The sequence below is a fragment of the Pseudomonas helleri genome (assembly GCF_045830615.1).
Classification (GTDB): domain Bacteria; phylum Pseudomonadota; class Gammaproteobacteria; order Pseudomonadales; family Pseudomonadaceae; genus Aquipseudomonas; species Aquipseudomonas helleri.
Window position 1 is genome coordinate 2,779,566 of the sequence record NZ_CP174501.1, and the last position, 25,515, is coordinate 2,805,080.

The window sequence follows — 25,515 nt, forward strand, 5'->3', positions numbered from 1 at the left end:
GACTCTCCTGAAGGGCAACCGGCTGGTCGCCTGGAATGTTCAACACTGCTGGCGTGCCCTTCGCTCAAAACACTTTGAGTGAAGTTGCCGGGCACGCGCCCTTTACTGCGCACCGGTAGCGATAGCGCCCCCGGTCCACATCCCGTTCCAGCGATCCATTGGCCACCAAGTAATTGGCATGGGCCAAGGTCTCGCCAAGCGCCATCAGTTCGTCGAAACGCCCCGACAGTCTGGGAAACAACGCAGACATCAGCTCGAGCGCGGTGCGCGGCTCGTCACAGTTGGCCAGCATCAACGCCAGTTGCCCTTGGTGATGGGCGTCGAGTTGATCCAGGCGGTGATGCAAATTGAAAAACGGCCGCTCGTGGGCAGGCAGCACCAGCACGGTGTCCGGCAGACTGCGCAGGTGGGTAATCGAGTCGAGCCAGTCAAGCAGCGGGTTGGCCAGCGGTTCGGTGGCATGCACGCCGACCGTCGAGGTGATGCGCGGCAGCACCTGGTCGCCGGAAATCAGCAGGCCGTCTTCAGCGGCATACAGGCAGGCGTGCTCTGGCGAGTGGCCTTTGCCTGTCACGACCTGCCAGGTGCGACCGCCGATCTCCAGGCAGCTGCCTTCACGCAGGCGCCGAAAATGGTTCAACGGCACGGGCAGAAAGTGCGCGTTGCTCATCACCGTAAACAACTCGGCGCTGTGCTCGTCGCTCACACCGGCCTTGCGGTAGAAATCGAGAAAGTCCCACCCGGGCGGTTGATCTGCCGGGAACCTGACGTGCAACGCCTGAAACTCGCTGGCCGTCATGTACACCGGGCACTGGAAACGCTCGCTGAGCCAGGCGGCAACCCCGGCATGGTCGGAGTGAAAGTGAGTGCAGACCACTGCAAGCACGGGCAGGCCCGCGCACACCTCATCCAGCACCCGGCCCCAGACCTCGCGGGTTTGTTCGGTGTTCATGCCGGTGTCGACCACGACCCAACCGTGGGTATCGCGCAGCAGATACAGGTTGATGTGATCGAGGCGAAACGGCAGAGGCATGCGCAGCCACCACACGCCCGGCGCCACTTCGCGAACCTGCCCGGATTCGGGTGCCTGCACCCAGGGATAACGCAGCCCGGCGCGCAGCTCATGACCGTTGTGATCCAGATCAGCCATGGTCGGCCACCGCGAATGCCGCGAGCCCTGCCCGCTCCAGGGCGCGCAGCGAATACGGCACATACGTACGAGCCGATTCGTCGCGGATATACAGCGGGTCGCTGCAACGTGCCGGGCAATAGCCCTGACGTTGCAGGTCAACCTTGCGCAGCTTGAAACTCGCGGTCAAATCGGCCGACCGGGTGACACGGACAAACACCGGGGCCGCATACCGGGGTAAACGGGCCTCGGTCAGGTGATACAACGCTTGCGGGTCAAAGTCGCAACCTGGCTGCATCAACACAGCCGCCATCCCTGCCCGGCCCTCGTGCCCCGACACCTGCACGCCGTACACGTTAATCAGCTCAAGGCCGGCAAGGTCGCTCAGTGCGTCGGCCACTTCGGCGGTTGACACGTTCTCGCTTTTCCAGCGATAGGTGTCGCCAATGCGGTCGACGAAGTAGCAGTAGCCGTCAGCGTCCTGGCGCAATAAATCACCGGAACTCCAGTAAGCGTCCCCTTCGCGGAACACATTGCGGCGGATTTTGCTCTCAGTCGCCTCGGCCGAGGTGTAGCCCTCAAAGCGCCCGCCACCAATTTCGGGGTGATCGACGATAAAGCCCATGGCTTCACCGGCTTCACCTACCTCACAAATCTGGTAAAAGCCGTTTTCATCGCGCGGGTGGCAGTCGTTTTCAATGTCGTAACGCACCAGCCGAACATTGGTTTTGTTCCAGTCCGGCACACGGCCGCAGGAACCAAAATAGTTGTCAACGTTGATGATCGCGGCGTTGGCTTCAGTGGCTCCCCAGCCTTCGAACACCTGGATCGGGCCAAATCGCTCCAGCCAGCGTTGCCAGGAATCGGGCGACAGCCCGGCGCCGAGCATGCAGCGCAAACTGTGCTGGCGTTCGCCTTCGCGCACAGGCTGGTTAAGCAGGTAGCGGCAGATTTCCCCGATGTACTGGAAGATGCTGATGCGATGACTCGCCACATCGCTCCAGAACTCACGCACGCTGAACTTGCGCCGGATCACAATGGCAGCACCGGCGCGCAGCGCGGTTGACGTCACCGAAGTGGCGGCAGCGCCGTGGTACAGCGGCAGACAGCAATAAAACACGTCGTCGCGGGTTGCGTGCAGGGTGACTTCCATCACATCCCCCGATGACAACCAGCGCATATGGCTGTAGCGCGCTGCCTTGGGCAAACCAGTGGTGCCCGAGGTGAAAATCAACAGGGTCGGCGTCTGCGCATCAATGTGCGCGCGAATATCGCGCGGGAACAGTGTGCGCGGGGCGTTCTCGATGCGCGAATCAAAATGCCCGTCTACTCCTTTATGCAGCGGCCCCGACCAAGGGGTTTCAGGGTCGTGGATCAACCAGCAAGGCACGTCCGGCAAACCCTCGGTGGCCTGCATATTGGCCAGGCACTCTTCGCCAACCACCAGAGCTTTGGCCTCGGTGGTCTGCAGCGCATGCAGCAGCGGTTTGCCGCTGACCTGGGTGTTGACAAAGGCCACCACCACACCGAGTTTGACCAGGCCAAACCACGTGCAGAAAAACGCCGGGCGATTCTCCATGATCAACGCGCACACGTCGCCAGCGCGCAGGCCATTGGCGTAAAAGGTGTGGGCCATCTGATTGGCCCGTGCGTCGACTTCGCGATAACTCAGGCGCTGCTCGCGGTAGATCAGGAACGGTCGTTCGCCCTGCTCTTGCGCCTGCTGCTCAAGGCGGTCGGCCAGGGTGTAAAGGTCACGGGGCTTGATCAACCCGGCAGCGGCAGAACGCAGATCCAGCAGCGCCTGGGTCTGCTCCCGTGGCACCGGGCAGGTTGGTATCACACCGGACAGGGTATTCAGGCTCATTGCACCACCTCCTGCGCAACGGCTTGCCAAGTGGGGTAATCCGTATAGCCCGCCTTGCCCGGTGTATACAGCGTCTTGCGATCAAAACGACTCAGCGCCCGGCCGTGCCGGAGGCGTTCAACAAGGTCCGGGTTGGCAATAAAGTGACGGCCAAACGACACGGCAGCCCCCTCGCCCGACGCGAGAGCGGCATTGGCCGAGGGGCCGTCGAAACTGTCATTGAGAATCAGTGCATGAGGGCTGTGCTGACGCGCCAGTTCAAAGGCATCCAGCCCTTGCAGCGGCGAACGCATGATATGCAGGTAAGCCAGCGACAGCGGCGCGACCGCAGCACACAAGGCCGCAGCGGTGTGTGCAGGCTCCAGATCGTCAATGTCGTTGTACGGGTTGCCGGGGCACAGGCGAAAACCGACACGGCCCGCACCAATGGCCCCAGCCATGGCCTCGATCACTTCCTTGGCAAACCGCACACGGGCCGTAGCGTCCCCGCCGTAGGCATCGTTGCGCCGGTTACTGCCGGTGGCCATAAATTGCATCGGCAGATAACCGCTGGTGCAGTGCAGCTCAACACCGTCAAAGCCTGCTTGACGCGCATTCAAGGCCGCCTGGCGGTAGTGCTCGATGACCTCTTGAATACCTTGCTCGGTCAGTTCTTGAGGCTCGTCAGTGTCTACCAGACCGTGGCTGTCGCTGAACACCTGAGTGTTTGCGCGCAATGCCGAAGGCGCCACCGTGGCTGCGCCTGCAGGTTTATTGTGCTGGCTGGCCGCGCGGCCAACGTGCATCAGTTGCAGCACAATGCGTCCGCCCTCGGCATGCACCGCCTCGGTCACCCGCTGCCAACCGGCCATCTGCTCGGCACTGTAGATTGCGGGCGTCCGGCAATAGCCCAGGCCGCTGGCTGAAGGTGCAGTGCCTTCGGCGATGATCAACCCGGCACCGGCGCGCTGACGGTAATACTCGACCATCTCGCTGCCAGGGATCGCATCTGCCAGGGCTCGACTGCGGGTCATCGGCGCCATGACAATTCGGTTGGCCAGCTTCAGCTCGCCCAGGGTGACCGGCTCGAACAAGACGCTCATTTCAATTCCTCAGCTTCTTATTGTTTTCAGGCTGCCCGCAGGCTTGCCACAGCGTGGGCAAGTGCTGACCTGCCAGCGAATATGAGCTGAATGATTAATCGTCAACGCCAGACAAACATCGTCCGACAAGACTAGGTGGGAGATCTGTGCGGCCTGACCGATCAAACGGGACTGCACTCGACCAAAGATGGCAAGAACATGGTCTGAACAGACGATGAGAAAATCCCGTGACAGACTGAGCATCACGCACACCCTAATAAAACCGGGAGCACCCGCAGTGAACCATTCCCCCCCCGTGACCTGGCGAACGCACTACGCACTGTTTGTGCTCGCCACGATTTATGTCTTCAACTACATCGACCGCCAGTTAATGGCGATTCTGATTGAGCCGGTGAAGCTCGAGTTCGGCATTTCGGATACCCAGATCGGCCTGTTGTCAGGGGTGACCTTCGCGGTGTTTTACACCGTGTTCGGTTTTCCCTTGGGGCGCCTCTCCGACCGTGTCGGACGCAAGCCGGTGATCGCCTTCAGCTGCATGGCCTGGAGCTTGATGACCATGCTTTGCGGCATGGCCGGCAACTTCCTGACGTTGGTGCTCGCGCGCATTGGCGTGGCGGTGGGCGAAGCCGGCGGTACAGCGCCCTCAGTGGCCATGGTGTCGGATTTATACCCGCCCGAGCGCCGATCCACCGCCCTGGCCTGCCTGATGCTGGGTTCAAGCCTGGGCGCCATTGTCGGTCTGGGCCTGGGCGGCTGGGTCGCCCAGCACCACGGCTGGCGGTACGCCTTTATCTTGATTGGCGCGCCCGGAATCTTGCTCGGCCTGGTGCTGCTGTTGACGGTGCGTACCCCCAAGCGAGTTGTGCCGTTAAGCAGTACGGCGCTGCAAACGGAAGGCTGGATGCAGACCCTCGTCGAGCTGTTTCGCATGCCGTCTTTCCTCTGGCTGGTCCTTACCGGCGGCGCAGCGGCGATTGCCGGATATGCCGTCGGCACCTGGAGCCCGAGCTTCCTGATCCGCTCCCACGGCCTCAACATGCAACAGGCCGGGTTTCTGGTGGGCGTAGTCGGCGGTGGCGGCGCAACCATTGGCACACTGGTCTGCGGCGTGCTCACCGATCGCCTGGCGCGACGTGATGCGGGCTGGCAAATAGGCGTACCGCTGCTGGGCACACTGATCAGCATCCCCTTCGTCCTCGCCTACTTTCTATGGCCGCAAGGCACGGCGTTTTACGTTGGTAGTACGGCAGTGCCACAGGCCTTTTTGTTCTACAGTGTTTTCGCGTTTTTTGGCGTGTGGTGGGCGACTCCCTGCCTGAGCGCCATCACCCATTTGTTCCCGGCAACCCGACTGGCGCAGGCGACTGCGATTTTTGTGATGGCCATGACCCTGCTTGGCGTCGGCGTCGGGCCCTTGTTTGTCGGCATGCTCAGTGACTTTTTTGTGCCGAGCCTGGGCAATGAATCCTTGCGTTATGCGCTGGCCTGCTCAGTGTCGATGCTGGTGTTGGCCAGCGTCTTTCTGATCCTTGCTTTGCCGCGCTACCGCCAACACATGCAACACCCTGCCCGCCTGGCCACACCCTTGCGGGCTGTCACGGCCTGATCTTTATCCCGCACCACCAAGCCGCTGCAACCTCACTGGTTGCAGCGGCTTTTTCATGCCAGCACCAGCACCTCAGGTGACGTTGCCCCCCTTCCCTTGTGAACTCTGACTTACCTGCACCACGAAGGCAGCGCGAACCCATTGGCCGGACAAAAAAAAGCCCCGGCGGTTGCCGGGGCTTTTGCTTCAGGGCTTGGTTTTAGCGACCGGAAGCGCGTGCTGCATCGGCGGTGTACTGGTCAGGGGTGTATTTACCCTCATTGAGAATCGGACCTTTTTTCGATTCGTTGGTCATGCCGTAGCCGGTGTACTGACCGGAGTTAAGGTCCATGAAAAACTGCGACCCGGCCTGCCAGCCGCTCATGTCAGGGTGGTAGTAGTAATTGACCATGGCGTGTTTCCACAGCTGCCCACGGGCGTCGTAGTTGTCGGCCAGGACCGAGTTCCAGGTGTCTTCGTCAATAAACAGCACGCGTTTGCCATACACGTGACGAAAGCCCTCTTTCAAGTCAGCTTGCAGGACCCAGACGCGCCGCAGCTCATAGCGCATGACGTCAGGATTTGGGTGGTTGGGCGTGAGGATGTCGGCATATTTGAGGGTGCCGGCGTTGGCTTTAAAAGCGTTGGCCGGGGTGTAGATTTCACGTTTGCCGATGAGTTTCCAGGTGTAGCGTTCCGGGGAGCCGTTGTACAAGCGATCTTCGTCGACGGTCATGGTGCCGTTGGTGCCAATCATCGGCTGGTCGTAGCCGTAACCCGGCAATTGCCTGACGCGTCGGGTCGAGGGGCTGTAGGTCCAGGCCTGACGCGCGTCGGTGGCAAAGTTGTAAGGCTCGTGGGCGATGTTCAGGGTGCCGTTGTCACGCGCGGGTTTCAGGGTCATGTTGTTACTGAGCGACTGGATCTTGCCGTCTGTGCTGGGGTCGACGACCGGCGAGTTGGCGGGTGACAGGTTGCGCGCCAGAGCACGGCCCCAGCCGATGCTGCCGTTGGGCAGGACCGAAGCCAGGTCGCTGGTTTTTTCTTCAGTCCAGGCCCGTGCCGGCAGTTGGTGGTTCCACAGCAGTTCCATGCCGTTCTTGGGAATCGGGAACGGCACCTGGCCCAGCCCGGTGAAACCTGCGCCGTCATTGACCAGCTTGGCGTGCAAGGCGTTGTCCATCGCGCGTCGGCAAACGTAATCGGGGTAACGGAAATCCCGATGGCCGGGGTAAATGTTCATTTTGTAGGTGGTGGGGTACTTCTTCAGAAGCGCCTTTTGGCCTTCGGTCAAATGCGCTTCGTACTGGCTCATGTTCTGCGCCGTGATGACCGCAATCGGTTTTTCGGCGGCATAAGGGTCAACCGGATGGTCGCCCGAGAATTTCACATGCTGCCAGCCCGGCACCTCTCCCAGATACTTGCCGGTGTAGGGCGGGATGGTGCCTTCGGCGTTACCGGCCTGTTCGGCGCCGACGCAGGTCAGCTCCTTGCCCAGTTTGGCAGCTTCCTGGGCTGAGACCTCGGCGCTGGCATACGTCGACAACCCGCACTGGGCTGTGACTGCGACCGCAAGCATGAGACCTGTTCTTGTTATTGTCATGTTGTGCCTCCTTCGCTGATAAGGCTTTTGGGTATGGCCCCATTGTTAGTGTTCTGCCGGCCGCAACATCGTCCGGAAAGACTAAAAAAGGGCTATGCATCGAGGTTTTCTTGCATGTGCGACTTGAGCACCTTGCCGGTGGCATTGCGCGGCAACGGCTCAAGCAGGCGATACACCCGTGCAGGCACTTTGTAAGCCGCCAGGCGCTCGGCGATGAACGCGCACACTTGCGGCTCCTGGGGCAGCGACGAGGCCTGACCATGCACGGCCAGCCCCACCACTTCGCCCAGCAACGGGTCGGCAATGGCAAACGCCGCCGCCTCAAGAACGCCGGGCATATCGAGGATGCAAGTTTCGATTTCCGCCGCTGAGATCTTCTCGCCGCCACGGTTGATCAATTCCTTGACCCGGCCGGTGATAGTCAAAAAACCTTCATCGTCGAGGTAACCGATATCCCCGGTATCGAGCCACCCGTCACGCAGGCAGTGAGAGGTGGCTTCGGGCAGGTTCCAGTAAGCGCTCATCAGCGTCGGTGAGCGCAGCCAGATCAGCCCGCGTGCACCTGCTGATTGCGCTTGGTGCGGGTCGTCGCCAATACGGATATCCACGATGGGCAAGGCCCAACCGGCCGATGCGGGCTTGTACACAAACGGATCACCGCCAATCGCCGCGCCGATACCGTTGCTTTCGGTCAGGCCATAACCGGCGCCGCCGATGACCTCGGGCTTGAGCCTGAGCATGTTATCCAGCACCCCGGCGGACGATGCTCCGCCGCCCAGGCCCAGCCCGAACAGACTGGCAGTGTGTTCACTGGCAAAGCGCGGAGACGCCAGCAGTTGCTGCATCATCACCGGCGCCCCGTTGAACTGCGTACAGCGCTCGTCGCGAATCAAGTCCAGCGCGTGCTCAACATCCCATTTGTACATCAGCAGGAGCCTGCGCCCGCCGCGCAGCGCCGAGAGAAACTGCGCATGCAGGCCGCTGACGTGAAACATCGGCACCGCAGCTAGAATCGTCGGCGAGTAACCGCTGTTGATCACTACACCGATGCGTTCAGGCGAACTCATGGCGCAGAACGCCCCCTGGAAATCCAGGGCATAAAGTGCCTGGCTAATAGCCCGGTGGCTGGACACCACACCCTTGGCCCGGCTGGTGGTGCCGGAGGTATAGAGGATCAGGGCCGCTTGCTCTGGCTCGATGGGCCGGGCCGGAAACGGCGCAGCCGGGGCGCTGATCAGGTCTTCGAAACGCAGGCAGTATTCGGGCAACACGCCCTCACGGGCGCCCACGACGATGGTCGCCCGTTGTTCACGGCGCAGGTCTTCAGCCAAGGTGTTGAAGCGCGCTTCGTCACACAACAGCAAACGTGAACCGCTGTCCTGTAACCCATGCTGCAGCTCGTCGCGCAGGCCCCAGCTATTGAGCGGCACACACACACCGCCACACTGCTGGATCGCGGCAAAGGCCACCAGCCAGGCGGGCTGGTTGCGCATGGCGATTGCCACGCGTTCACCGGGTTGCAGGTCAAACTGCGCCACCATTTGTTCTGCGAGGCGATCAACCTGGGCGAAAAATTGGTTGAACGTCAGGCGTTGCGCCTGCCAAATCAGGAACTCACGGTCGCCATGGACCCGCCCGGCGTCAATCACCTGCAACAGATTGCGCGGCGCATGGCGAAAATAGCGTGGCGCGCCGTCGTCCGGGGTCACTACTTCAAACGGCGCACCGGGGGCGATCAATTGCCGCCACGCGGTTTGCCAGCGTTCTATGCTCATCGATGTATTCTCCAAAACATATGTCCCACAGCGTTGGCACCCGTTCGCGGCTAGGTGTTGCTTGCGTAGCGTTGGCAATGGAAGTCGCGATCACCGAGGCAACTTTGGGCGACGCGGACGCGTTTGAGGTACAGGCCGACGTCCAGCTCATCGGTGACGCCAATGCCGCCGTGCATCTGCACGGCTTCGTTGGCAACCTTGATGGCGGTGTCACCGGCTTTCCATTTCGCCAGGCTCACCAATCGGGCGCGGGTGCGCGTATCCAGGCTGTCGTCATCCAGACTCGCCAGTGCGGCCATCAAGGCGCTGCGGCTCAGTGCCAGGTCGATGTACATCTGGGCGGCGCGGTGTTGCAGGACTTGAAAAGTGCCAATCCGGGTGTCGAACTGCACACGGGTCTTGAGGTATTCCAGGGTGGTGTCGAACAATTGCCCGGCCATCCCTAGCAACTCTGCGGCCAGGCACACGCGACCACGATCGAGTGCGCTGTCGAGGGCGTGCCAGCCCTCGCCCTCATTGCCCAGCAGCGCTCCATGGCTGACCTGCACCTGGTCCATTTGCAGGCGTGCGCTATTGCGTGAGTCGATCATCGGCAAGGCGCTGACGGTCAAACCCGGCGCATCGGCCGGCACCAGAAACAGGCTGATGCCCGAACTATCGCCCGGCTGCCCGGCTGTACGCGCAGCCACCACATAGGCGTCTGCCCCCAAACCATCAACCACCCAGAACTTCTCGCCCTGCAAGCGATAACCCTGCTCGTTTGGTAACGCTTGCACGGCGATACGCTGCGGTTCGTGCCGCGAGTGTTCCTCCAACGCCAGGGCCAGGCGCTGTTTACCGCCAATCAGCGCGTGCAACCAGCGTGTTTGCTGCGCCGTGTTACCGGCCAGATGCACCAGCGAGCCGGCCAGTACCACGCTGGACAACAGCGGCATGGCTGACAGGTTGCGGCCCATGGCTTCGAAGAGTGGGCCCAGCCCCTTGCAACCAAATTCCAGGCCGCCAAACGCCTCGGGGAATGGCACCGCGCTCCAGCCCAACGCCACCGCGTCGCTCCACAGCTGGGCTGAAAAACCCAGGGCCGACGCTTCATCGCGCAGACGCCGCTGGGCACTGACGGGGCTGCAATCAGCCAGAAAATCCCGGGCACTGTCGGCCAGCAAACGCTGTTCATCGCTGTAACGCAGGCTCATTGCGTGGCTCCTTGTCTGGCGTCGGTTTTTTTAGCGTCGGGCAAGCCCAGCACGCGTTTGGCAATGACATTCAACTGGATCTCCGAAGCGCCGCCGGAGATGGTCAAGGCGTAGCTGTTCAACCACGAACGGGTGACCGCCAGTTGTTGTTCGCTATAACGGCTGTTTTCCCATCCCAGGGCGTGCCCGCCCATGGCGTCGAGCAGCACTTCGAACTTGTCGCGTTCCTGTTCGGTGTGGACGAGCTTCATGATCGACATCAGGCCACTGATGTCTTCGCCTGCCCGCGCCTCCTCGCCCATACGCTGGACGGTCAGGTTGTAGGCGTGCTCGCTCATCGCACAGGCGCTGGCCCGTGCGTGCAAGGCATGCTCGCTCTGGCTCTGCGGCGCCGGGACGTACTCGCGCAGCAAGGCCAGCAGGTCGACGTGGGATGGCAGGCTGAATTCGCCGAATTTCGACATGGCCTTGCGTTCGTGCTGCAACAGGTACTTGGCCAGGTTCCAGCCACCGTTCAACGGCCCGATCAATTGGCTCTTGGGCACTTTCACAGCATCGAAGAACACTTGGCAGAACGCCGATTTGCCGCTGATCAAGTCGATCGGTTGCGGCTTGACGCCCGGGCTGCGCATGTCCAGCACGATCAGGCTGATACCTTCATGCTTGGGCGCGCTGAAATCAGTGCGCACCAAGGCATACATCCAGTCGGATTTGTCACCGTAGGAGGTCCAGATTTTGCTGCCGTCGACGACAAAATGATCACCGGCATCACGCGCGGCCATTTTCAGGTTGGCCAGGTCAGAACCGGCGTTCGGCTCGGAAAAGCCCTGACACCAGCGCACTTCCCCACGGGCAATGGGCGGCAGCAGGTCACGTTTTTGTTGCTCACTGCCGTAGGCCAACAACACCGGGCCGAGCATCCAGATGCCCAGGTTAATCTGCGGCGGCCGGCATTTGAGTCGGCGCATCTCACTTTCGAGCACGGCCACTTGCTCATCACTTAACCCGGCACCGCCATATTCCTCGGGCCACTCCGGGCAGAACCAGCGCTTGTCGCGCATGCGTTCGAACCACAGGCGTGCGTCTTCACAGGGAAACTGCGGGTGCTGGCTGCCCCACACCACATCGCCTTCTGCCATGCCTGTACGCATCGACGGCGGGCAGTTGGCTTCCAGCCAGGCACGGGTCTGCGCCCGAAATTGCTCGATAGTGCTCATGAATGTCCCCTTCGACCCGCTCCGGTAAGGGGCGGGTACGGTTTTTTGTTTTGAATGGACGAACGTCAGCGTTGGGTGCGCGGCATGCCGAGGCCAAACTGGGCGATCAGCTCGCGCTGGATTTCATTGGTGCCACCCCCAAAGGTCAGGGTCACCGAACCCCGCAGCTCGAACTCCAGCTCTCCGTGCAGCATCGTCGCCGCCGAGCCGCTGCGCATCGAGCCATTGGCGCCAACGATGGCCGCCAGCTTGCGCAAGATGTCGATGGCGGACTCCGAGCCAAATACCTTGGTGGTCGAACTCAGCGCCACGTCCATGCGGTCGCGTTCCAGGTCTGCGGCAATGCGCATATTGATCAGGCGCATGGCTTCCAGACGCGCATAACATTCGGCCAGTGAACTGCGCACCCAGGCTTTATCCATCGCCCGATGCCCCTGCTCATCACGCGCTCGCGCCCACAGGTAAACCCTGCGAAACAGCGCCACGACTTTGTCCGACCAGGTGCCCAGGCCCAGACGCTCGTGGTTCAGTTGCGAGGTGATCAGCTTCCAGCCACCGTGCAACTCACCCACCAGCATGTCGTTGGGCACCCGGACGTTGTCGTAGTAGGTCGCGGTGGTGGGAATACTGGTGGTGGGAATCAACGTGTGCGAAAACCCCGGCGTCGTGGTGTCGACAATCAATAACGAAATGCCTTTGTGCCGCGCCTGGCTTGGGTCTGTACGCGCTGCCAGCCAGACAAAGTCGGCAGATTCAGCGCCCGAGGTCCAGAGTTTATTGCCATTGACCACAAACCCTTCGGCGTCCTGACGGGCGCTGGTCTTAAGTACGGCCAGGTCGCTGCCAGCCTCGGGTTCGGAATAGCCGATGGCGAACATGATCTCGCCAGCGGCGATACCCGGCAGAAAGCGTTCCTTTTGCCATTCACTGCCGTGCGCCATCAGGGCCGGACCTACGGTGCTGATCGTCACAAAGGGCAGCGGCGCCCCGGCGATATTCGCCTCTTCGAAGAAGATCAACTGCTCGGTTGCGGCGTAACCCTGGCCGCCGTGGGCTTTGGGCCAGCCGACTGCGAGCCAGCCGTCGCGACCCATTTGGCGGATGGTCTGGCGGTACAACTCACCGCCTTCCTTGCCGCGCAACTGGTCACGCATGTGCGGGGTCATCAGGGCCTGGAAATAGTCCCGCACCTTGTGGCGCAGGGCATGTTGTTCGGGTGTGAGGTCAACGAACATGTGCTGCTCCTTAGGCTGCGCCGAGAATCAGGCCGCTGGTAGGCACGCCGGTACCGGCGGTGACCAGCACGTTCTGCACATCCGCCACCTGGTTGGCAGCCGTACCGCGCACCTGGCGCACGGCTTCAGCTATACCGTTCATGCCGTGGATATAGGCCTCGCCCAGTTGCCCGCCATGGGTATTGATCGGCAGTTTGCCGCCACGGGCATGGTGCCCGGCGCGGATAAATTCCTTGGCTTCGCCGCGTTTGGCAAAACCGAATTCTTCCAGTTGTGGCAAAACAAACGGTGTGAAGTGGTCGTAGATCACGGCGGTCTGAAATGACTCCGGGCCAAGGCCCGACTGGCGATACAGTTCGCGGGCAACCACGCCCATTTCCGGCAGCCCGGTAATGTCCTCGCGATAAAACGAGGTCATGCTCTGCTGGCCCTGGCTGATGCCCTGGGCGCCAGCCTTGATGCTCACCGGCTTCTGGCGCAGGTCACGGGCGCGCTCGGCCGAGGTGATGACCATTGCCACCGCGCCATCGGATTCCTGGCAGCAATCAAGCAGGTGCAGCGGCTCGCAGATCCAGCGCGAAGCCTGGTGCTCTTCGAGGGTGATCGGCTTGCCATGGAAAAACGCCTGGGGGTTGCTCGCGGCAAAATCCCGCGCAGCTACGGCGATTCGCCCGAAGTCTTCACTGGTCGCTCCGTAGGTGTGCATGTAGCGCTGGGCAAACATTCCGACCCAGGCGGCCGGGGTGTGGAACCCGTGGGGCATGTACCAGCCATAGTTGACGTTGTCGAAAGTCGGCGCCGCGGCGAAACCATAGTTGCCCGTGCCGAAGCGATACCACGAGCGCTCGTTCATGGCCCGATACACCACCACAACCTTGGCCATGCCGGTGGCCACGGCCATTGCCGCGTGCATCACCGGCCCGCAGGCTGCGCCGCCGCCATGGGGCACCTGGGAGAAGAACTTGACGTCCTTGCAGCCCAGCAGCCGGGCAATTTCATATTCCGGCACTTTGTCTACCGAGTAGGAGCTAAACCCTTCAACCTCGCCAGGATCGATCCCGGCATCCTCAAGCGCGCTCAAGGTAGCCTCCAGGGCCAGGCGCAATTCGGTGCGTCCGGAGTTTTTGGAAAATTCGGTCGCGCCGAGGCCGACGATGGCAGCGCGCCCGGAAATCGATGAGTCAATCATCTGCGTTTCTCCGGCTGTCAGGGCAGAACCAACGAGACCGTGCCGGTCACGTGGTTACCCATGGAATTTTTGCCGCTCAAGGTGACGTCCACCGAACGGGTGTGGGCATCAACAGCGCTGACGCTGCCGCTGAAGGTCATGCAGTCGCCGGGGTAGTTCGGCGCGCCGAGCTTGATTTTCAGCGCAGTGAACTGCGCCAGCGGTCCGGCCCACTGTTCGATGAACCGCTGCACCAGGCCGTTGGTGGTGAGGATGTTCATAAACACATGCGGCGAGCCCAGGGCACGGGCTGCCTCCGCGTCGTGATGACCGGGGAAATAGTCACGGGTGGCAATTGCCCCGCCGTTAATCAGGGTCACCGTGATCGGCACGGCCAGCTCCGGCAGCGCTTCGCCGGGGCGCACGTCGTCAAAGCGCTTGGTGTTCTTCGAGGTCATATTTCCATCCCAGCTTGTCGTTATCGTTGAGCCAGTCACCCAGGCGTTCCAGGTTGGCCGCCGAGCCGCCAAAGGCCAGGCAGAGGCCGCGGCTCCAATAGAGAAAACGGTGGATCGGGTACGTCAGGTCGACACCTATGCCGCCATGCACGTGTTGCGCGACATGGCCGATACTGTGCCCGGCTTCACAGGCCAACCAGGCCGTAGCCAGTGCTTCAGAAGGGGCCGGCAACCCGGCATCGATGCGGTACACCAGTTGCCACAGCGCCGTGCGCAAGGCTTCAACAGCGATGTGCGTGTCGGCCATGCTCATCTGCACCGCCTGAAAGCTGCCGATGCTGCGCTCGAACTGCCGACGCTCGCTGACATAGGCCACGGTGCGGCGGATCTGCTCTTCGCTGACCCCCAGTTGCAGTGCCGCCAAGGCAGCCACGCTGCGCAGTTCCAGCCAGGCCACGGCCTCGGCAGGCAACAGGGCACCGGCCTCGACCGTCAAGCCGTGGATATGCAAGTCGGCGACCGACTCACCGTGGGTCAGTACCGCCGGGACTTTCTGGATTTCAGCAGCCGACAGGTCGAGCAACAGCAGGCGCGGTTGCTTTTCGACCTCGACCAGCACCAGGGCCGCGCTGGCCTGAGCCCCGAGGGACAAGGCGGCGACCCGGCCATTGATTGACCAGCCTGCGCCGGTGGCTTGCCCGTGCAACTCGATCCCCAGCGCGTGGTTCAAGCCATCTATCGACAGGCTCAGCAGCGCCTCACCGCTGGCCGCCTTGTCGACCCAGGCCCCGCACAGGCTGGCGGCGAACTGCGCAAGCGTCGCGGCGGCCAGTTGATGCCGCCATAACGGCACCTGAGCCAGCGCCTTGCCCTGGGCCTGCAATACCACCATCAACTCGGTCATGCCCAAGCCGCTGCCACCGTGTTCTTCTGGGATGGCCAGTGCGTGCAGCCCGGTTTCGATGCTCAGCGCCCATAACGGCGCCATTATCGGTTCCCCGCTGTCGTCCCATTGACGCATGTAATCGTCATGGCAATGGTCGACAAACAGGCTGTCGGCCATTTGCGCAATCGCGCGCTGCTCTTCGCTCAATTCAAAATCCATGCTGGCTCCTATGCCTCTACCGGCCGGAACAACGGCAGGGTCAGTTGCTCATCGAACGTCTGGAGTTCAACCTGCAAGTGCTGGCCGATCTGCAGTTGTTCGCGTTCAATCCCGACCAGGCCGGCGATCAGACGCACGCCTTCCGCCAGCTCGATCAGACCGATGGGGTTGGGGTAATCGAACGGCGGCACTTCGGGGTAGTGCATCACCACAAACGAATACAGAGTGGCGCGACCACTGGCCTGCACGCTGTCCCAGTCGAAGCTGTGACACTCGATGCACACCGGTGCAGGGGGATGGCGCAAGGTCTGGCACGCGGTGCAGCGCTGGATCAGCAACTGGCCTTTTTCGCAGCCCTCCCAGAAGAACCGCGTATCGTCGCTGATGCCGGGTAACGGGCGCTTGATCGTGGGTGAGGCAACCTCGGCCTTGGCCGGTGCCTGGACATTGGCCGGGCGGAACTTGAAGACCCGAAACAACAGTACGCCAACGGCTTCGTCGCCGCTGCTGTGTTTTGCTCCCGGCCCCTCAACGAAATGGCTCATGACCAGGGTGACGAAAAAGCCGACACCCAATGCGGTGGTTTTTTCGTCGCTGATTGAATCCAGCCGGGTGGTGTAGTAAAGCTTTTCACCCAGGCGAACCGGCCGTCGAAAGCTCAACTCGGAGTTCACCGCCACGGTCGAGGCATACCCGTACGCTTCCATTTCCTTGAGCACTTCGTAAGGGTTTTCATCCGTGGAGCCCGGCGGATAGTTGTTGGCGTGCAGGCCTTCCATGGTCCACACCTGCAGCATCGCAGGCGGAGCAATCAACCCTTCATGTTGAGTGCCCAAGGCAAAACCCGCGTCGGTATAAAGCGGGTTGTCAACGCCCATGACTTCGCACCACTGGCGAATCATCGGCGCATTCACCTCGTCCCAGGCATACACGCGGCCGTACTGGCGCCCCACCAGGGCACGCACATTGGATAGCAATTGTGGATCAGCCAAAGTCGTCTCCTTCACATTGAAGGCGGCGACCAGACCCGGCCACCGCCATGGATCGATCAGGTCGGCAGTGCCTGCGCGGCCCCTAAAAATGCCGGGCGCTCACCGCCACCATGCAACAACAGGTTGCAACCACTGGCGTAACTGGCCAGCGGGGACGCGAGGTACAGGCAGGCGTTGGCGATGTCGTCGGGCGCGCCCATACGGGCTGCCGGGATACCGGCAGCGACCGCCGCGATACCGGTATCGGAGCCGTAATGCAGGTGCGCCTGTTCGGTCAGCACCAGCCCGGGGCTGACCGTAACGACGCGCACTTTAGGCCCCCACTCCACCGCCAGCGATTGCACCAGGGCCAGTACTCCGGCCTTGGCTGCGCCATAGGCAGCGGTACCTGGTGAGGCACGCAAGGCGCTGATGCTGCCAATAAAGACAATGCAACCGCCCTGCGTTTGTGCCTGCATCAAGCGATTGGCGTGCTGAGCGACATTGAGGGGCGCGATCAGGTTCAGGCCAATGATGCTGTCGTGAAAACGTGGCGAAGCCGTCGCTGCCTCGGCGGCTGGGCTGCCACCGGCATTGTTGACGACCACGTCGAGGCGGCCGAAGTCGCGCTCGATGGCAGAAAACAGGCGTTGCAGGGAATCAGGGTCACGCACATCGGCGGCGATGAAAGTGGCCTGCCGGGCGCCGAATGCCGGCATCTGTTCTGGCTCACGCCGGGCGCACACAATCACCCTCGCGTTGGCTGCCAGAAATCCCGAGACAATACCCGCGCCGATCCCTTTGGTCCCCCCGGTGACCAGTACCACCTTGCCGCTGTAATCAAGACCCGAATGCAGCTCCATCATGTGCTCCTTCTCTGCTGACAAGGTTCACTCTAGGGCCGAAAACCTGGCCAAACTACGTCTGAACGGACGATGAAAATCTGGCCTTGAGAACAGGACACTGGCACTCATTTACGTTGTCTGGTTTTCGAGGATGCACATGTCCGACTTGCCCGCTGCACCGGTTTTACTTGAACACCCGCTGCCCGGCGTGGCCCTGCTGCGGCTTAACCGCCCCCATGCGACTAATGCCTTGAGCCTGGAATTGCAGGCGCTGTTGTCGCAGTACTTCAGTGAGTTGGCGCTTGATCCCGAGGTGCGCTGCATCGTGCTGACCGGCGGTGACAAGGTGTTCGCCGCCGGGGGCGACATCAATAGCATGGCCGAGGTCGGTGCCATCGATATCTATAAACGTCACACCGAGAGAGTCTGGGGGCCGATCCAGCACTGCCCTAAACCTGTGATTGCAGCCGTCTGCGGTTATGCCTATGGCGGCGGTTGTGAGCTGGCGATGCACGCCGATTTGATCGTCGCCGGGCGCAGTGCGCGGTTTTGCCAGCCAGAGATCCGCATCGGCATCATGCCCGGCATCGGCGGGACCCAGCGCCTGGTGCGTGCGGTGGGCAAGGTCAAGGCCATGCGCATGGCGCTGACCGGGCAACCCATCAGCGCCGAAGACGCCTGGGTTGCCGGGCTGGTCAGTGATCTGGTGGAGGATGACCAGGTGCAGGCGCACGCGCTGGAACTGGCACGGGTAATTGCAAGCATGCCGGCATTGGCTGCTGAACAGATCAAGGAGGTTATCCTTGCCGGCATGGACGCACCACTGGAAGCCGGCCTGGCCCTGGAACGCAAAGCCAACGCCCTGCTCTTCGCCTCACGGGACCAGAAAGAAGGCATGCAAGCCTTTATCGAAAAACGCCCGGCACAGTTTGAAGGTCATTGACTGATACGACGCCGCGCTGTCGCGCAGCAAACAGGCCACTGTAGTCGCTGACGAGTTACGAAAAACCATGCACCTCGGGATTCTTGGGTACATATCCATTGCTGCGACAACGGCCACTTAGGGTTCCGGCCTTACGCCGCGTCACTTTGAAAGCGCAAAGTAACCAAACGCTTTTTGCCCCAACCCCTCTGCGCAACACCTGCGTTCGGCCAGCGTGGTTTAACGGAGCCTCTTAGATCAAGATCACAAGCCAGATCAAGATCAAAAGATCGCGAGCAAGCTCGCTCCTACAGGGCCTTTAGAATCAATCATTTATTTTGTGTTTGATAAGAGGGGCCGCCCCGTCTACGACGCCACGCTGTCGCGCAGCAAACAGAACAGCGAGTATCTTCAGTATCCCCCAATCGGTTCCCTCTCCTTCGGGAGAGGGCTAGGGTGAGGGGGGGCTCTTAGATAAAGATCAAAAGATCGCGAGCAAGCTCGCTCCTATAGGGCCTTTAGATTCAATCACTTATTTTGTGTTTGATAGGAGCTGCCGAAGGCTGCGATCTTGTACCCATCAACATCAAAACATCGCAGCCTTCAGCAACTCAGCAAACATCGCCAGCAGCGGCTCCCGCACGGCGGCCGGAAAACACACAGTCGGCCAGTGACAAACCGCTGATGTATAAGTGTGAAGGGATGCCCAGGGCACTACGCCCGGCGGCGTACAGGCCTTCGATTGGCTGGCCCTGCCCGCCCAGCACCGCGCCGCTGCGTTCATCAACACGCAAGCCACCCAGGGTCAGGGCTCCCAGCGGAAAGAGCGGGTTATTCACCGAGATATCGCACGCATAAAAAGGCCCTTGTTCGAGCACTTGTCGCCCGCCCGCGGACTTGCCGAACGGTTCCGGGCCCTAACCACGGGCGGCGGCATTGGCAGCCAGCACCGAAGCGCTCAGTGCAGCAGGGTCCATGCCGGTGGTGGCGGCCAGTTCACCCAGGCTTTTGCCCTTGCGCACCTTCAACAGCATCAGCGCCAACGCCGGAAAGCTCTGAAACCACCAGTAACCGCCGAACAACGCTTCGCAAATGGCCTTTTTGCGCAACGGTGCATCCAGCACCAGCCATGCCTTGCCGCCCTGCTCTTCCATCAACGGCTGGCCCAGCGTGGCCCCATAAACTTCTTCATTACAAAAGCGCTGCCCCGTGCGATTGACCACAATGCCTTTGTGCCAACTGTACGGCGGGTTAAGGAAGCGCCAGGCTGATACCCGTTCCAGCCGTTCGCCCTGGCCGCCGCAGCTTTGGCCCAGACGCAGACCACTGCCATCACAGCCGGTGGCGCCGACTTTGAAATTACGCACAAACTTGGGTGCGTGCTGTTCAAGCAACTGTCGGTTGAAGATGAACCCGCCTGTACTGAGGATGACGCCCTTTCGCGCCTGCACCCGTCGTGGCTGGGCGAAGTCACGTTCCAACTGGCGAACTTTGTGTCGCAGCTTGTTGCAATAACCTGGTGCAAAGTTCTGCAAACGTTCAGCCCGGGCCGCCAGGCGCGCATGCAATAACGCGGGTTTGCTGCCTGCGGGCAAACAATAGAACTCAACCCCCAGCACCCGGCCCTGAGGGTCGGTTACCAGCCGCCGCGCCGCTGCTTGCAACAACGGCCGGGCCCCGGCTCGCAGGCAGGCCGATTTGAGGTGGGCATACAGCACCGCGCCGCCCTGCCCCTTGCCCACCGTGCGGTGCCCCCGTGGCGCGGGTGCCATGGAACCGCCATACGCAGGCACCAACTCGTTGCCGGAGTAATACAGATAGTAGCCGTCAGACGGGTACGAGGTTTTGCCGCCGGGTGGCATCTGGTGAGAGTAAGGCGCGCCGTGGCTTTCCAACCAGGCAAGATTGCCCACGCTGTCAGCACAGAAGCGGCGCAAGGTGTCATCACTGATCACATTGTGCGTTTCGTGCTTGAGGTAATCGAACATGGCCTCGGGGCTGTCATTGAAGCCCGCGGCCAACTGATGCCGCGTCCCCCCACCGGCATAGACCACTCCGCCGCTTTTGGCGCTGGCACCGCCACCCGTAAACCGATCGGCGATCAGTACATCGGCGCCCCGGGCGCGAGCTTCCAGCGCGGCACAAGCTCCCGCCGCGCCCCAACCAACGACCAGCACATCACACTGCTCATCCCAATCGAGGCTGTTGCCATCCGCCACCTGCAAGGGCGGCAGCACCGGGCTAGCGAAACTGCTCTCACGTGTAGACATATCGCCTCCTAGCGCTGGCTGGCCAAGTGATTGGCGGCGATATAAGCAAAGGTCATCGCCGGTCCCAACGTGCCGCCAGCGCCGGGGTAACGGGTACCCATCACCGATGCCGAGCAGTTACCAATGGCGTATAGACCGGCAATGCTCGTGCCGTCCTCACGCACCACTTGCGCATGCTTGTTAGTCAGCAGGCCGCCTTTGGTGCCGATGTCGCCTGCGTCGAGGCGCATGGCGTAAAACGGACCTTTGCGCAGCGGCGCCAGGCAGGGGTTGGGCTTGATGTTGCAGTCACCGTAGTAACGGTCAAACACATTGGCACCGCGACCGAAATCAAGGTCAACACCTGTCACGGCATAGTCGTTGACCTTGCCGACAGTGGCTTGCAGCCCGCTGGCGTCGACGCCAATCTGCCGGGCCAGGTCGTCCAGGGTATCGGCCTTCCAGTACAGTGAGTTCAACCATTCCTTGCGCAAGCGGCTGTCCGGCATGACTTGGCCGGGCATCAACGGCCCCATGGCGTAGTTGAACCGAAAATGCGCGTCAAAGATCACCCAGGCCGGCACCGACTTGCCGTTGGTTTTTGCGTTGTCCTGGTACATCGCATCGACAAACTCCAGGTACGGCGCCGCTTCGTTGACAAAGCGCTGACCCTCGCCGTTGACCACGATGGCTCCAGGGAATGCCCGTTCGGCAAACACCGCACGGGGCTTGTCTTCACCCACCACGGCAATCGTCGGGGCCCACCAGGCCCAGTCCAGCAAGGCGGTGGCAGCACCTTGCTCCATTCCGGCAATCAATGCTGCACCCGTGTTGTTGCCCGGCGGTGTCGCGCACCAGGCCTGGCGGCTCGGGCTTGGCAGATAGCGATCGCGCAGGGCCTGATTTTGCTCGAAGCCACCCGAGGCGAGGATGACGCCGTAACGCGCATACAACTCTCGCTCGGCGCCATCCTGCTGCACGGTGATACCGGTGATGCGCTGGTTATCGTTGATCAGCCCGCTGAAGTCGGTGTTAAGCCACAACGGCACGTTGCGGTCCATCAGCGAACGACGCAGCGAAGCCACCAGCGAACTGCCCAGAGAAGCCCTGCGGTCCATTTTGCTTTTGCGCCGCCATTTAAAATCCAGCTTGTAGCGCAGCATCAGTTTCATGATCAGCAAGCGCCAGCCAAAACTGCGGGCCATGGCTTTGTGCGCATCCCGCGCAGTCCAGGCGATTCGCCCCATCAAGAGGGTTGAAGGCGACGGTTTACGAAGATTGGCCAGTTCGTCACCCAGCAGGCTGGTATCGAACAGCTCCGGGTCCAGGGTCCGGCCCCCGGCCAGGGCTCCCGGCAAATGCGGGTAGTAATCCGGGTATTTGTCCGCGACCGCATAACGCACCCGGCTGCTGCGGGTCAGTTGCTCGATCATCTTCGGCGCATTGTCCAGATAGGCGCGCAGGCGTTCCTCATCGACTGTTTCGCCCACTGCTGCCTTGAGGTAGGTGAGCGCCTTGGCATAGCTGTCGTTATCGCTCAAGCGGGCGAAATAGTGATTGTTGGGGATCCAGATACCGCCCCCGGAAATGGCCGAGGTGCCGCCGTACTGATTGCTTTTTTCCACGATCAGGACGTTAAAACCCTGGTCGGCCAGGAACACTGCCGAGGTCATCGCACCTGCGCCCGAACCGACGACAATCACATCGTAGTGGGTCTTAGACTGAACTTGAGCCGTCATTATTGTTATGCCATTAGCTGAGGTCAGAAAAAACCGCCAACGACGCAGCACCTGCGCTGGCGGAGTGCAACCCATGATCAGCGCTGCACAGGTTCGGCTCATCGTCAAAGCAGACTAGAAGACCGACCTGCGGCACCGCGCAAGGGCGCGCCGGGTCAGACCGGCGCGCGCCTGTCGGCCCAGGGGCTGGTTTGCTCCAGTTGGCTGGCCAGCCGCAGCAGCACGTCTTCGCCGCCCAGGCGGGCGGTGAACATCATGCCCACAGGCAAGCCGTTGTCACTCATGCCCAGAGGCAATGAAATCGCCGGTTGGCCACTGACGTTGGCCAGCACGGTAAAACCGGCACTGCCCATGGCATGGCCGACATAGCTGTCCCAAGGTTGATCAAGGGACAACAAGCCGAGGGTCGGTGTCAGGCTGCCGGTGACCGGCGACAGGATCACGTCGTAGCGGTCGAATTGCTGCTCCATGGTTGCGCCGATGCTCTCAAAGGTCTGCCGCGCCCGATAAAGGTCTTCACCGCGGGTGCCCTGTGAGCGCTCCAGGTTGACCCGCGTGATTTGCTCCAGGTCCTGCGCAGTGGCGGCGCGCCCGAGCACTTGCTCGCGGTCCTGAATCTGCGCCCGTACGGCGGTCCCTATGACCGTGCCGTGGGCACCGAACAACTGGCGCGGGTCGATGTTGAGGGTCAACTCGTCAAGCTCGTGCCCCAGCGCCGACAAATGCTTGATGGTCTGTTCCAGCGTGGCGGCAATTGCCGATTCCAGAGGTGCTTCGGTCAGCGACCGGCGCACAACAGCCACCCGCAGTTTGCCCGGATCACGCTGTAATTCGTCGACATAGGGACGCTCTAGCGGAGCGCACCAATAGGCACTTCCGGCCTCATGGCCTTGACCGGCATCAAGGAACAACGCGCTGTCGCGCACGGTGCGCGACACCACATTGGCCACGCTGGCACCAAACAAGCCTTCGAAATGCTGAGGCCCGCTGGGGGTGCGATAGCGGCTGGGCTTAAGCCCGATCACGCCACAATACGACGCCGGTATGCGGATCGAACCGCCGCCATCGGTGGCGTGGGCCACAGGCACGATGCCCGCGGCCACTGCAGCAGCCGAACCACCCGAAGAACCGCCCGCACTCATGGCCAGGTTCCACGGGTTATGGGTCTGGCCCCAGGCCAGGGATTCAGTGGTGGTGGTCAAGCCAAATTCAGGTGCCGCTGTCTTGCCAAACGGCACCGCCCCGGCCTGCTGGTAACGGGCTATTAGCGTGCTGGTGCGCTCGGCAGGCGGCGAATCCTTGAACAGCCGGCTACCGTTGCTGGTGATCGTGCCTTGCAGCGTGGTGTTGAGGTCTTTGAACAGCAACGGCACACCGGCCAAAGCGCCCTGGCTGCTGGTGCCCGCCACACGACGCTGGGCAAGTAAATTGCGTGCGTAAGTTTCGTGCAGCATGTTCACGGCCTGGATTTTCGGGTTAACCGCGTTATAGCGAGCCAGTGCGGCCGTCAGCAGGTCTTCGGGGCTTAGTTCGCCACTGCGGATCGCCTCGCTCATGGCCCAGGCATCCATGTGCTGGTAGTCGCTGGCAGCAAGCCCTTGAGCACGCGCATCGGCAAAGCGCCCCAGCAAGCCAACGCCAACAGCCACTGCACCGGCCTTGAGCACGCTGCGCCGAGGCCAGTCAGTGGCGGTGTTGTGTGGTGTGTTTTTAGGGTTGTCCATTGTCGTTATCACGCCCTGATTAATCATTTATTGGGAGTGGCCTGAAGACCACCTGTACGGTCATCAGTCGGCGGTGACACCGGCCAGCATGGTGGCGAGGTAGTGTTCGCCATAGGGCGGCAACAACCCCCATTCACGGCGCGGATCATGGGCCGAAGCCTTGAATACCGTGCGCATGTGGCTGAATTCAAGGAACCCTTCACGGCCGTGATAATGGCCCATCCCTGAAGCCCCGACGCCCCCAAAAGGAGCGTCGTGCAACGCAGCGTGCATCATCACATCGTTGATCGTGACCCCGCCGGACACGGTGTGCTCGAGCACCTGGCGCTGCTCATCCAAATCATCGCCGAAGTAGTACAACGCCAGTGGCCGGGGCCTGGCGTTGATATCGGCGATAACCTCAGCAACTTCGTCATAACTCAACACGACCATGGCCGGGCCGAAGATTTCCTCTTGCAGGATCTGGCTGTCCGCAGGCGGATTGACCACGACCCGCAGCGGTCGGCGGCGGTCGTCGACATCCACGGCCAATGGCTCAGGTAAACATTCGACCCGCGCACCGCGTGATTCGGCGTCTTGCACCAAACCTTCGACCCGCTCCAGGTGGCGCTGGTTAACCACTGCCACCACATCCGGGTTGCCCGCCACACTGGGGTTGAGTTCGCGATAAGCACTGCGCAGCGCATCCAGAAACCCTTCGAGATGCTGCCGAGGCACGTAGACCACGTCCGGGTTGATGCAGATCTGCCCGCCGTTGCTGGACTTGCCCGCGGCAAGGCTGAAGGCGGTCTTATTCAAGTCCGCCGAGCGAGAAACGATCACTGGCGACTTGCCGCCGAGCTCCAGGGTCACCGGGACCAGGTTTTTCGCCGCATTGCTCATCACCCGTCGACCAATCGCCGTGCTGCCCGTGAACACCAAATGATCAAAGGGCTGGCTGCTGAAGGCTTCGCCCAGTTCCGGCCCGCCGTTGAACATCGCTACGACCAGTGGGTCCAGGTGCTCGGTACAAAGCCGGGTCAGCAGTTCAGCAGTACGCGGCAGCACTTCTGAAGGCTTGAGAATCGCCCGATTGCCGGCTGCCAAGGCCGAGGCCAGCGGGCTGAACAGGGTATACAGCGGAGCATTCCAGGTGCCGAGTATGCCCACCGTGCCTTTTGCCTGGTACATCACCCACGCCCGGGCACCGAGTTGGTCGTAAGGCGAAAACACCTCGCGGGGCTCGTCTTGCATCCAGCCCTGCAAGTGGTCGCGGGCATATTTCAGTGAAGCCAGTGCACCCAGTACGTCGTTCATCAGGGAAAACCCGGCGGGCCGCCCGCCAAAGTCCTGGTCGATGGCTCGGGTCAATGCCTCGTGGTGATTGACCAGCAAGTCGATCACGTGCTGAAGACGCTGACGACGGGTGTCGGCACTGACGCTTCCAGCACGCGCAAAGGCGCTTTTCTGTTGCGCCAGCAGGCTGACGAGGTCCGGGACAGAAGCCGTGGCTGAACTCATTGTTATCCCCTTGCAGGTTGGCTCGATGGCCGGTGAGCGCCCTATGCGCCTGGCGCCACCCTAACCGCGCAAGCCCTTGCCGCGCCTCGTCCAATCGAACTAGGGCCCTTCATTAGTGTTAGTCCGTTGAGACGATGTTCGAGGCGGG

18 protein-coding genes and 1 pseudogene are annotated in these 25,515 nt (G+C 61.6%); 2 read left to right on the forward strand and 17 right to left on the reverse strand.

Annotation, left to right across the window (positions count from 1 at the left end):
- Positions 1–64: 64 nt before the first annotated feature.
- Genes ACJJU9_RS12495 through ACJJU9_RS12505 form a run of 3 tightly spaced genes read right to left on the reverse strand, consistent with a single transcriptional unit; the run spans position 65 to position 4,078 of the window.
- Positions 65–1,150, reverse strand: a complete 1,086-nt coding sequence (locus ACJJU9_RS12495; RefSeq protein WP_407730924.1) for an MBL fold metallo-hydrolase — start codon at positions 1,148–1,150, stop codon at positions 65–67.
- Positions 1,143–2,996: a long-chain-acyl-CoA synthetase gene (locus ACJJU9_RS12500; RefSeq protein WP_407730925.1), complete on the reverse strand. Its 1,854-nt coding sequence runs from the start codon at positions 2,994–2,996 to the stop codon at positions 1,143–1,145. Before ACJJU9_RS12500 ends, ACJJU9_RS12495 begins: the two co-directional genes overlap by 8 nt.
- A complete protein-coding gene (locus ACJJU9_RS12505) occupies positions 2,993–4,078 on the reverse strand; it encodes an alkene reductase (protein WP_153372024.1) in 1,086 nt (361 codons plus the stop codon). The genes ACJJU9_RS12500 and ACJJU9_RS12505 overlap by 4 nt, the downstream gene beginning before the upstream one ends.
- 277 nt (positions 4,079–4,355) lie before the next feature.
- Between ACJJU9_RS12505 and ACJJU9_RS12510 the strand changes: the two genes are divergently transcribed.
- The gene (locus ACJJU9_RS12510; RefSeq protein ID WP_185059525.1) at positions 4,356–5,684 is read left to right on the forward strand and encodes an MFS transporter; all 1,329 of its coding nucleotides are present in this window, start codon (positions 4,356–4,358) and stop codon (positions 5,682–5,684) included.
- Positions 5,685–5,883: 199 nt separating this feature from the next.
- Here the strand turns inward: ACJJU9_RS12510 and ACJJU9_RS12515 are convergent, their stop codons facing one another.
- From ACJJU9_RS12515 to ACJJU9_RS12560, 10 genes are all read right to left on the reverse strand, one after another.
- Positions 5,884–7,242, reverse strand: coding sequence for a DUF1329 domain-containing protein (locus ACJJU9_RS12515; protein ID WP_228393691.1), 1,359 nt, complete (start codon positions 7,240–7,242; stop codon positions 5,884–5,886).
- 116 nt (positions 7,243–7,358) lie between these two features.
- A complete protein-coding gene (locus ACJJU9_RS12520; protein ID WP_407730926.1) occupies positions 7,359–9,041 on the reverse strand; it encodes a class I adenylate-forming enzyme family protein in 1,683 nt (560 codons plus the stop codon).
- A gap of 50 nt (positions 9,042–9,091) precedes the next feature.
- A complete protein-coding gene (locus ACJJU9_RS12525; protein WP_407730927.1) occupies positions 9,092–10,234 on the reverse strand; it encodes an acyl-CoA dehydrogenase family protein in 1,143 nt (380 codons plus the stop codon).
- The gene (locus ACJJU9_RS12530) at positions 10,231–11,451 is read right to left on the reverse strand and encodes an acyl-CoA dehydrogenase family protein (protein ID WP_153355904.1); all 1,221 of its coding nucleotides are present in this window, start codon (positions 11,449–11,451) and stop codon (positions 10,231–10,233) included. The genes ACJJU9_RS12525 and ACJJU9_RS12530 overlap by 4 nt, the downstream gene beginning before the upstream one ends.
- 65 nt (positions 11,452–11,516) lie before the next feature.
- Positions 11,517–12,686, reverse strand: a complete 1,170-nt coding sequence (locus tag ACJJU9_RS12535; RefSeq protein ID WP_153437978.1) for an acyl-CoA dehydrogenase family protein — start codon at positions 12,684–12,686, stop codon at positions 11,517–11,519.
- 10 nt (positions 12,687–12,696) lie between these two features.
- Positions 12,697–13,875 carry a lipid-transfer protein gene (locus ACJJU9_RS12540; protein ID WP_153355899.1) on the reverse strand — a complete coding sequence of 393 codons (1,179 nt, stop codon included), beginning with the start codon at positions 13,873–13,875 and terminating at the stop codon, positions 12,697–12,699.
- Positions 13,876–13,892: 17 nt separating this feature from the next.
- Positions 13,893–14,312: a MaoC family dehydratase gene (locus ACJJU9_RS12545; protein ID WP_153355896.1), complete on the reverse strand. Its 420-nt coding sequence runs from the start codon at positions 14,310–14,312 to the stop codon at positions 13,893–13,895.
- Positions 14,284–15,417, reverse strand: a complete 1,134-nt coding sequence (locus ACJJU9_RS12550) for an acyl-CoA dehydrogenase family protein (RefSeq protein WP_407730928.1) — start codon at positions 15,415–15,417, stop codon at positions 14,284–14,286. The genes ACJJU9_RS12545 and ACJJU9_RS12550 overlap by 29 nt, the downstream gene beginning before the upstream one ends.
- Before the next feature lie 8 nt (positions 15,418–15,425).
- Entirely contained in the window at positions 15,426–16,409 is a 984-nt protein-coding gene (locus tag ACJJU9_RS12555; protein WP_407730929.1) for a bifunctional MaoC family dehydratase N-terminal/OB-fold nucleic acid binding domain-containing protein, read from the reverse strand.
- Between the two features lie 56 nt (positions 16,410–16,465).
- Positions 16,466–17,251, reverse strand: coding sequence for an SDR family oxidoreductase (locus tag ACJJU9_RS12560; protein WP_153355960.1), 786 nt, complete (start codon positions 17,249–17,251; stop codon positions 16,466–16,468).
- 139 nt (positions 17,252–17,390) lie between these two features.
- Here ACJJU9_RS12560 and ACJJU9_RS12565 point away from each other — a divergent pair, with 139 nt between their 5' ends.
- Positions 17,391–18,176 (forward strand): enoyl-CoA hydratase, encoded by a 786-nt coding sequence (locus ACJJU9_RS12565; protein WP_153355887.1) that lies wholly within the window; start codon positions 17,391–17,393, stop codon positions 18,174–18,176.
- 590 nt (positions 18,177–18,766) lie between these two features.
- Here the strand turns inward: ACJJU9_RS12565 and ACJJU9_RS12570 are convergent.
- The 4 genes and pseudogenes from ACJJU9_RS12570 to ACJJU9_RS12585 form a co-directional block, all read right to left on the reverse strand.
- Positions 18,767–20,425: pseudogene (locus tag ACJJU9_RS12570) on the reverse strand (FAD-binding protein).
- An 8-nt stretch (positions 20,426–20,433) separates the two neighbouring features.
- Positions 20,434–22,143 (reverse strand): FAD-binding protein, encoded by a 1,710-nt coding sequence (locus tag ACJJU9_RS12575; protein WP_048387585.1) that lies wholly within the window; start codon positions 22,141–22,143, stop codon positions 20,434–20,436.
- Between the two features lie 155 nt (positions 22,144–22,298).
- Complete coding sequence (locus tag ACJJU9_RS12580) at positions 22,299–23,867, reverse strand: amidase (RefSeq protein ID WP_407730930.1); 1,569 nt, start codon at positions 23,865–23,867, stop codon at positions 22,299–22,301.
- Between the two features lie 63 nt (positions 23,868–23,930).
- Complete coding sequence (locus ACJJU9_RS12585) at positions 23,931–25,394, reverse strand: coniferyl aldehyde dehydrogenase (protein WP_407730985.1); 1,464 nt, start codon at positions 25,392–25,394, stop codon at positions 23,931–23,933.
- Positions 25,395–25,515: the final 121 nt, after the last annotated feature.

Coding starts and splice junctions, on each gene's coding strand:
- ACJJU9_RS12540 (WP_153355899.1), bottom strand. CDS start 13,875: ATGATTGACTCATCGATTTCCGGGCGCGCTGCCATCGTCGGCCTCGGC.
- ACJJU9_RS12560 (WP_153355960.1), bottom strand. CDS start 17,251: ATGGAGCTGCATTCGGGTCTTGATTACAGCGGCAAGGTGGTACTGGTC.
- ACJJU9_RS12545 (WP_153355896.1), bottom strand. CDS start 14,312: ATGACCTCGAAGAACACCAAGCGCTTTGACGACGTGCGCCCCGGCGAA.
- ACJJU9_RS12505 (WP_153372024.1), bottom strand. CDS start 4,078: ATGAGCGTCTTGTTCGAGCCGGTCACCCTGGGCGAGCTGAAGCTGGCC.
- ACJJU9_RS12575 (WP_048387585.1), bottom strand. CDS start 22,143: ATGACGGCTCAAGTTCAGTCTAAGACCCACTACGATGTGATTGTCGTC.
- ACJJU9_RS12565 (WP_153355887.1), top strand. CDS start 17,391: ATGTCCGACTTGCCCGCTGCACCGGTTTTACTTGAACACCCGCTGCCC.
- ACJJU9_RS12535 (WP_153437978.1), bottom strand. CDS start 12,686: ATGTTCGTTGACCTCACACCCGAACAACATGCCCTGCGCCACAAGGTG.
- ACJJU9_RS12520 (WP_407730926.1), bottom strand. CDS start 9,041: ATGAGCATAGAACGCTGGCAAACCGCGTGGCGGCAATTGATCGCCCCC.
- ACJJU9_RS12495 (WP_407730924.1), bottom strand. CDS start 1,150: ATGGCTGATCTGGATCACAACGGTCATGAGCTGCGCGCCGGGCTGCGT.
- ACJJU9_RS12550 (WP_407730928.1), bottom strand. CDS start 15,417: ATGGATTTTGAATTGAGCGAAGAGCAGCGCGCGATTGCGCAAATGGCC.
- ACJJU9_RS12515 (WP_228393691.1), bottom strand. CDS start 7,242: ATGCTTGCGGTCGCAGTCACAGCCCAGTGCGGGTTGTCGACGTATGCC.
- ACJJU9_RS12500 (WP_407730925.1), bottom strand. CDS start 2,996: ATGAGCCTGAATACCCTGTCCGGTGTGATACCAACCTGCCCGGTGCCA.
- ACJJU9_RS12580 (WP_407730930.1), bottom strand. CDS start 23,867: ATGGACAACCCTAAAAACACACCACACAACACCGCCACTGACTGGCCT.
- ACJJU9_RS12530 (WP_153355904.1), bottom strand. CDS start 11,451: ATGAGCACTATCGAGCAATTTCGGGCGCAGACCCGTGCCTGGCTGGAA.
- ACJJU9_RS12525 (WP_407730927.1), bottom strand. CDS start 10,234: ATGAGCCTGCGTTACAGCGATGAACAGCGTTTGCTGGCCGACAGTGCC.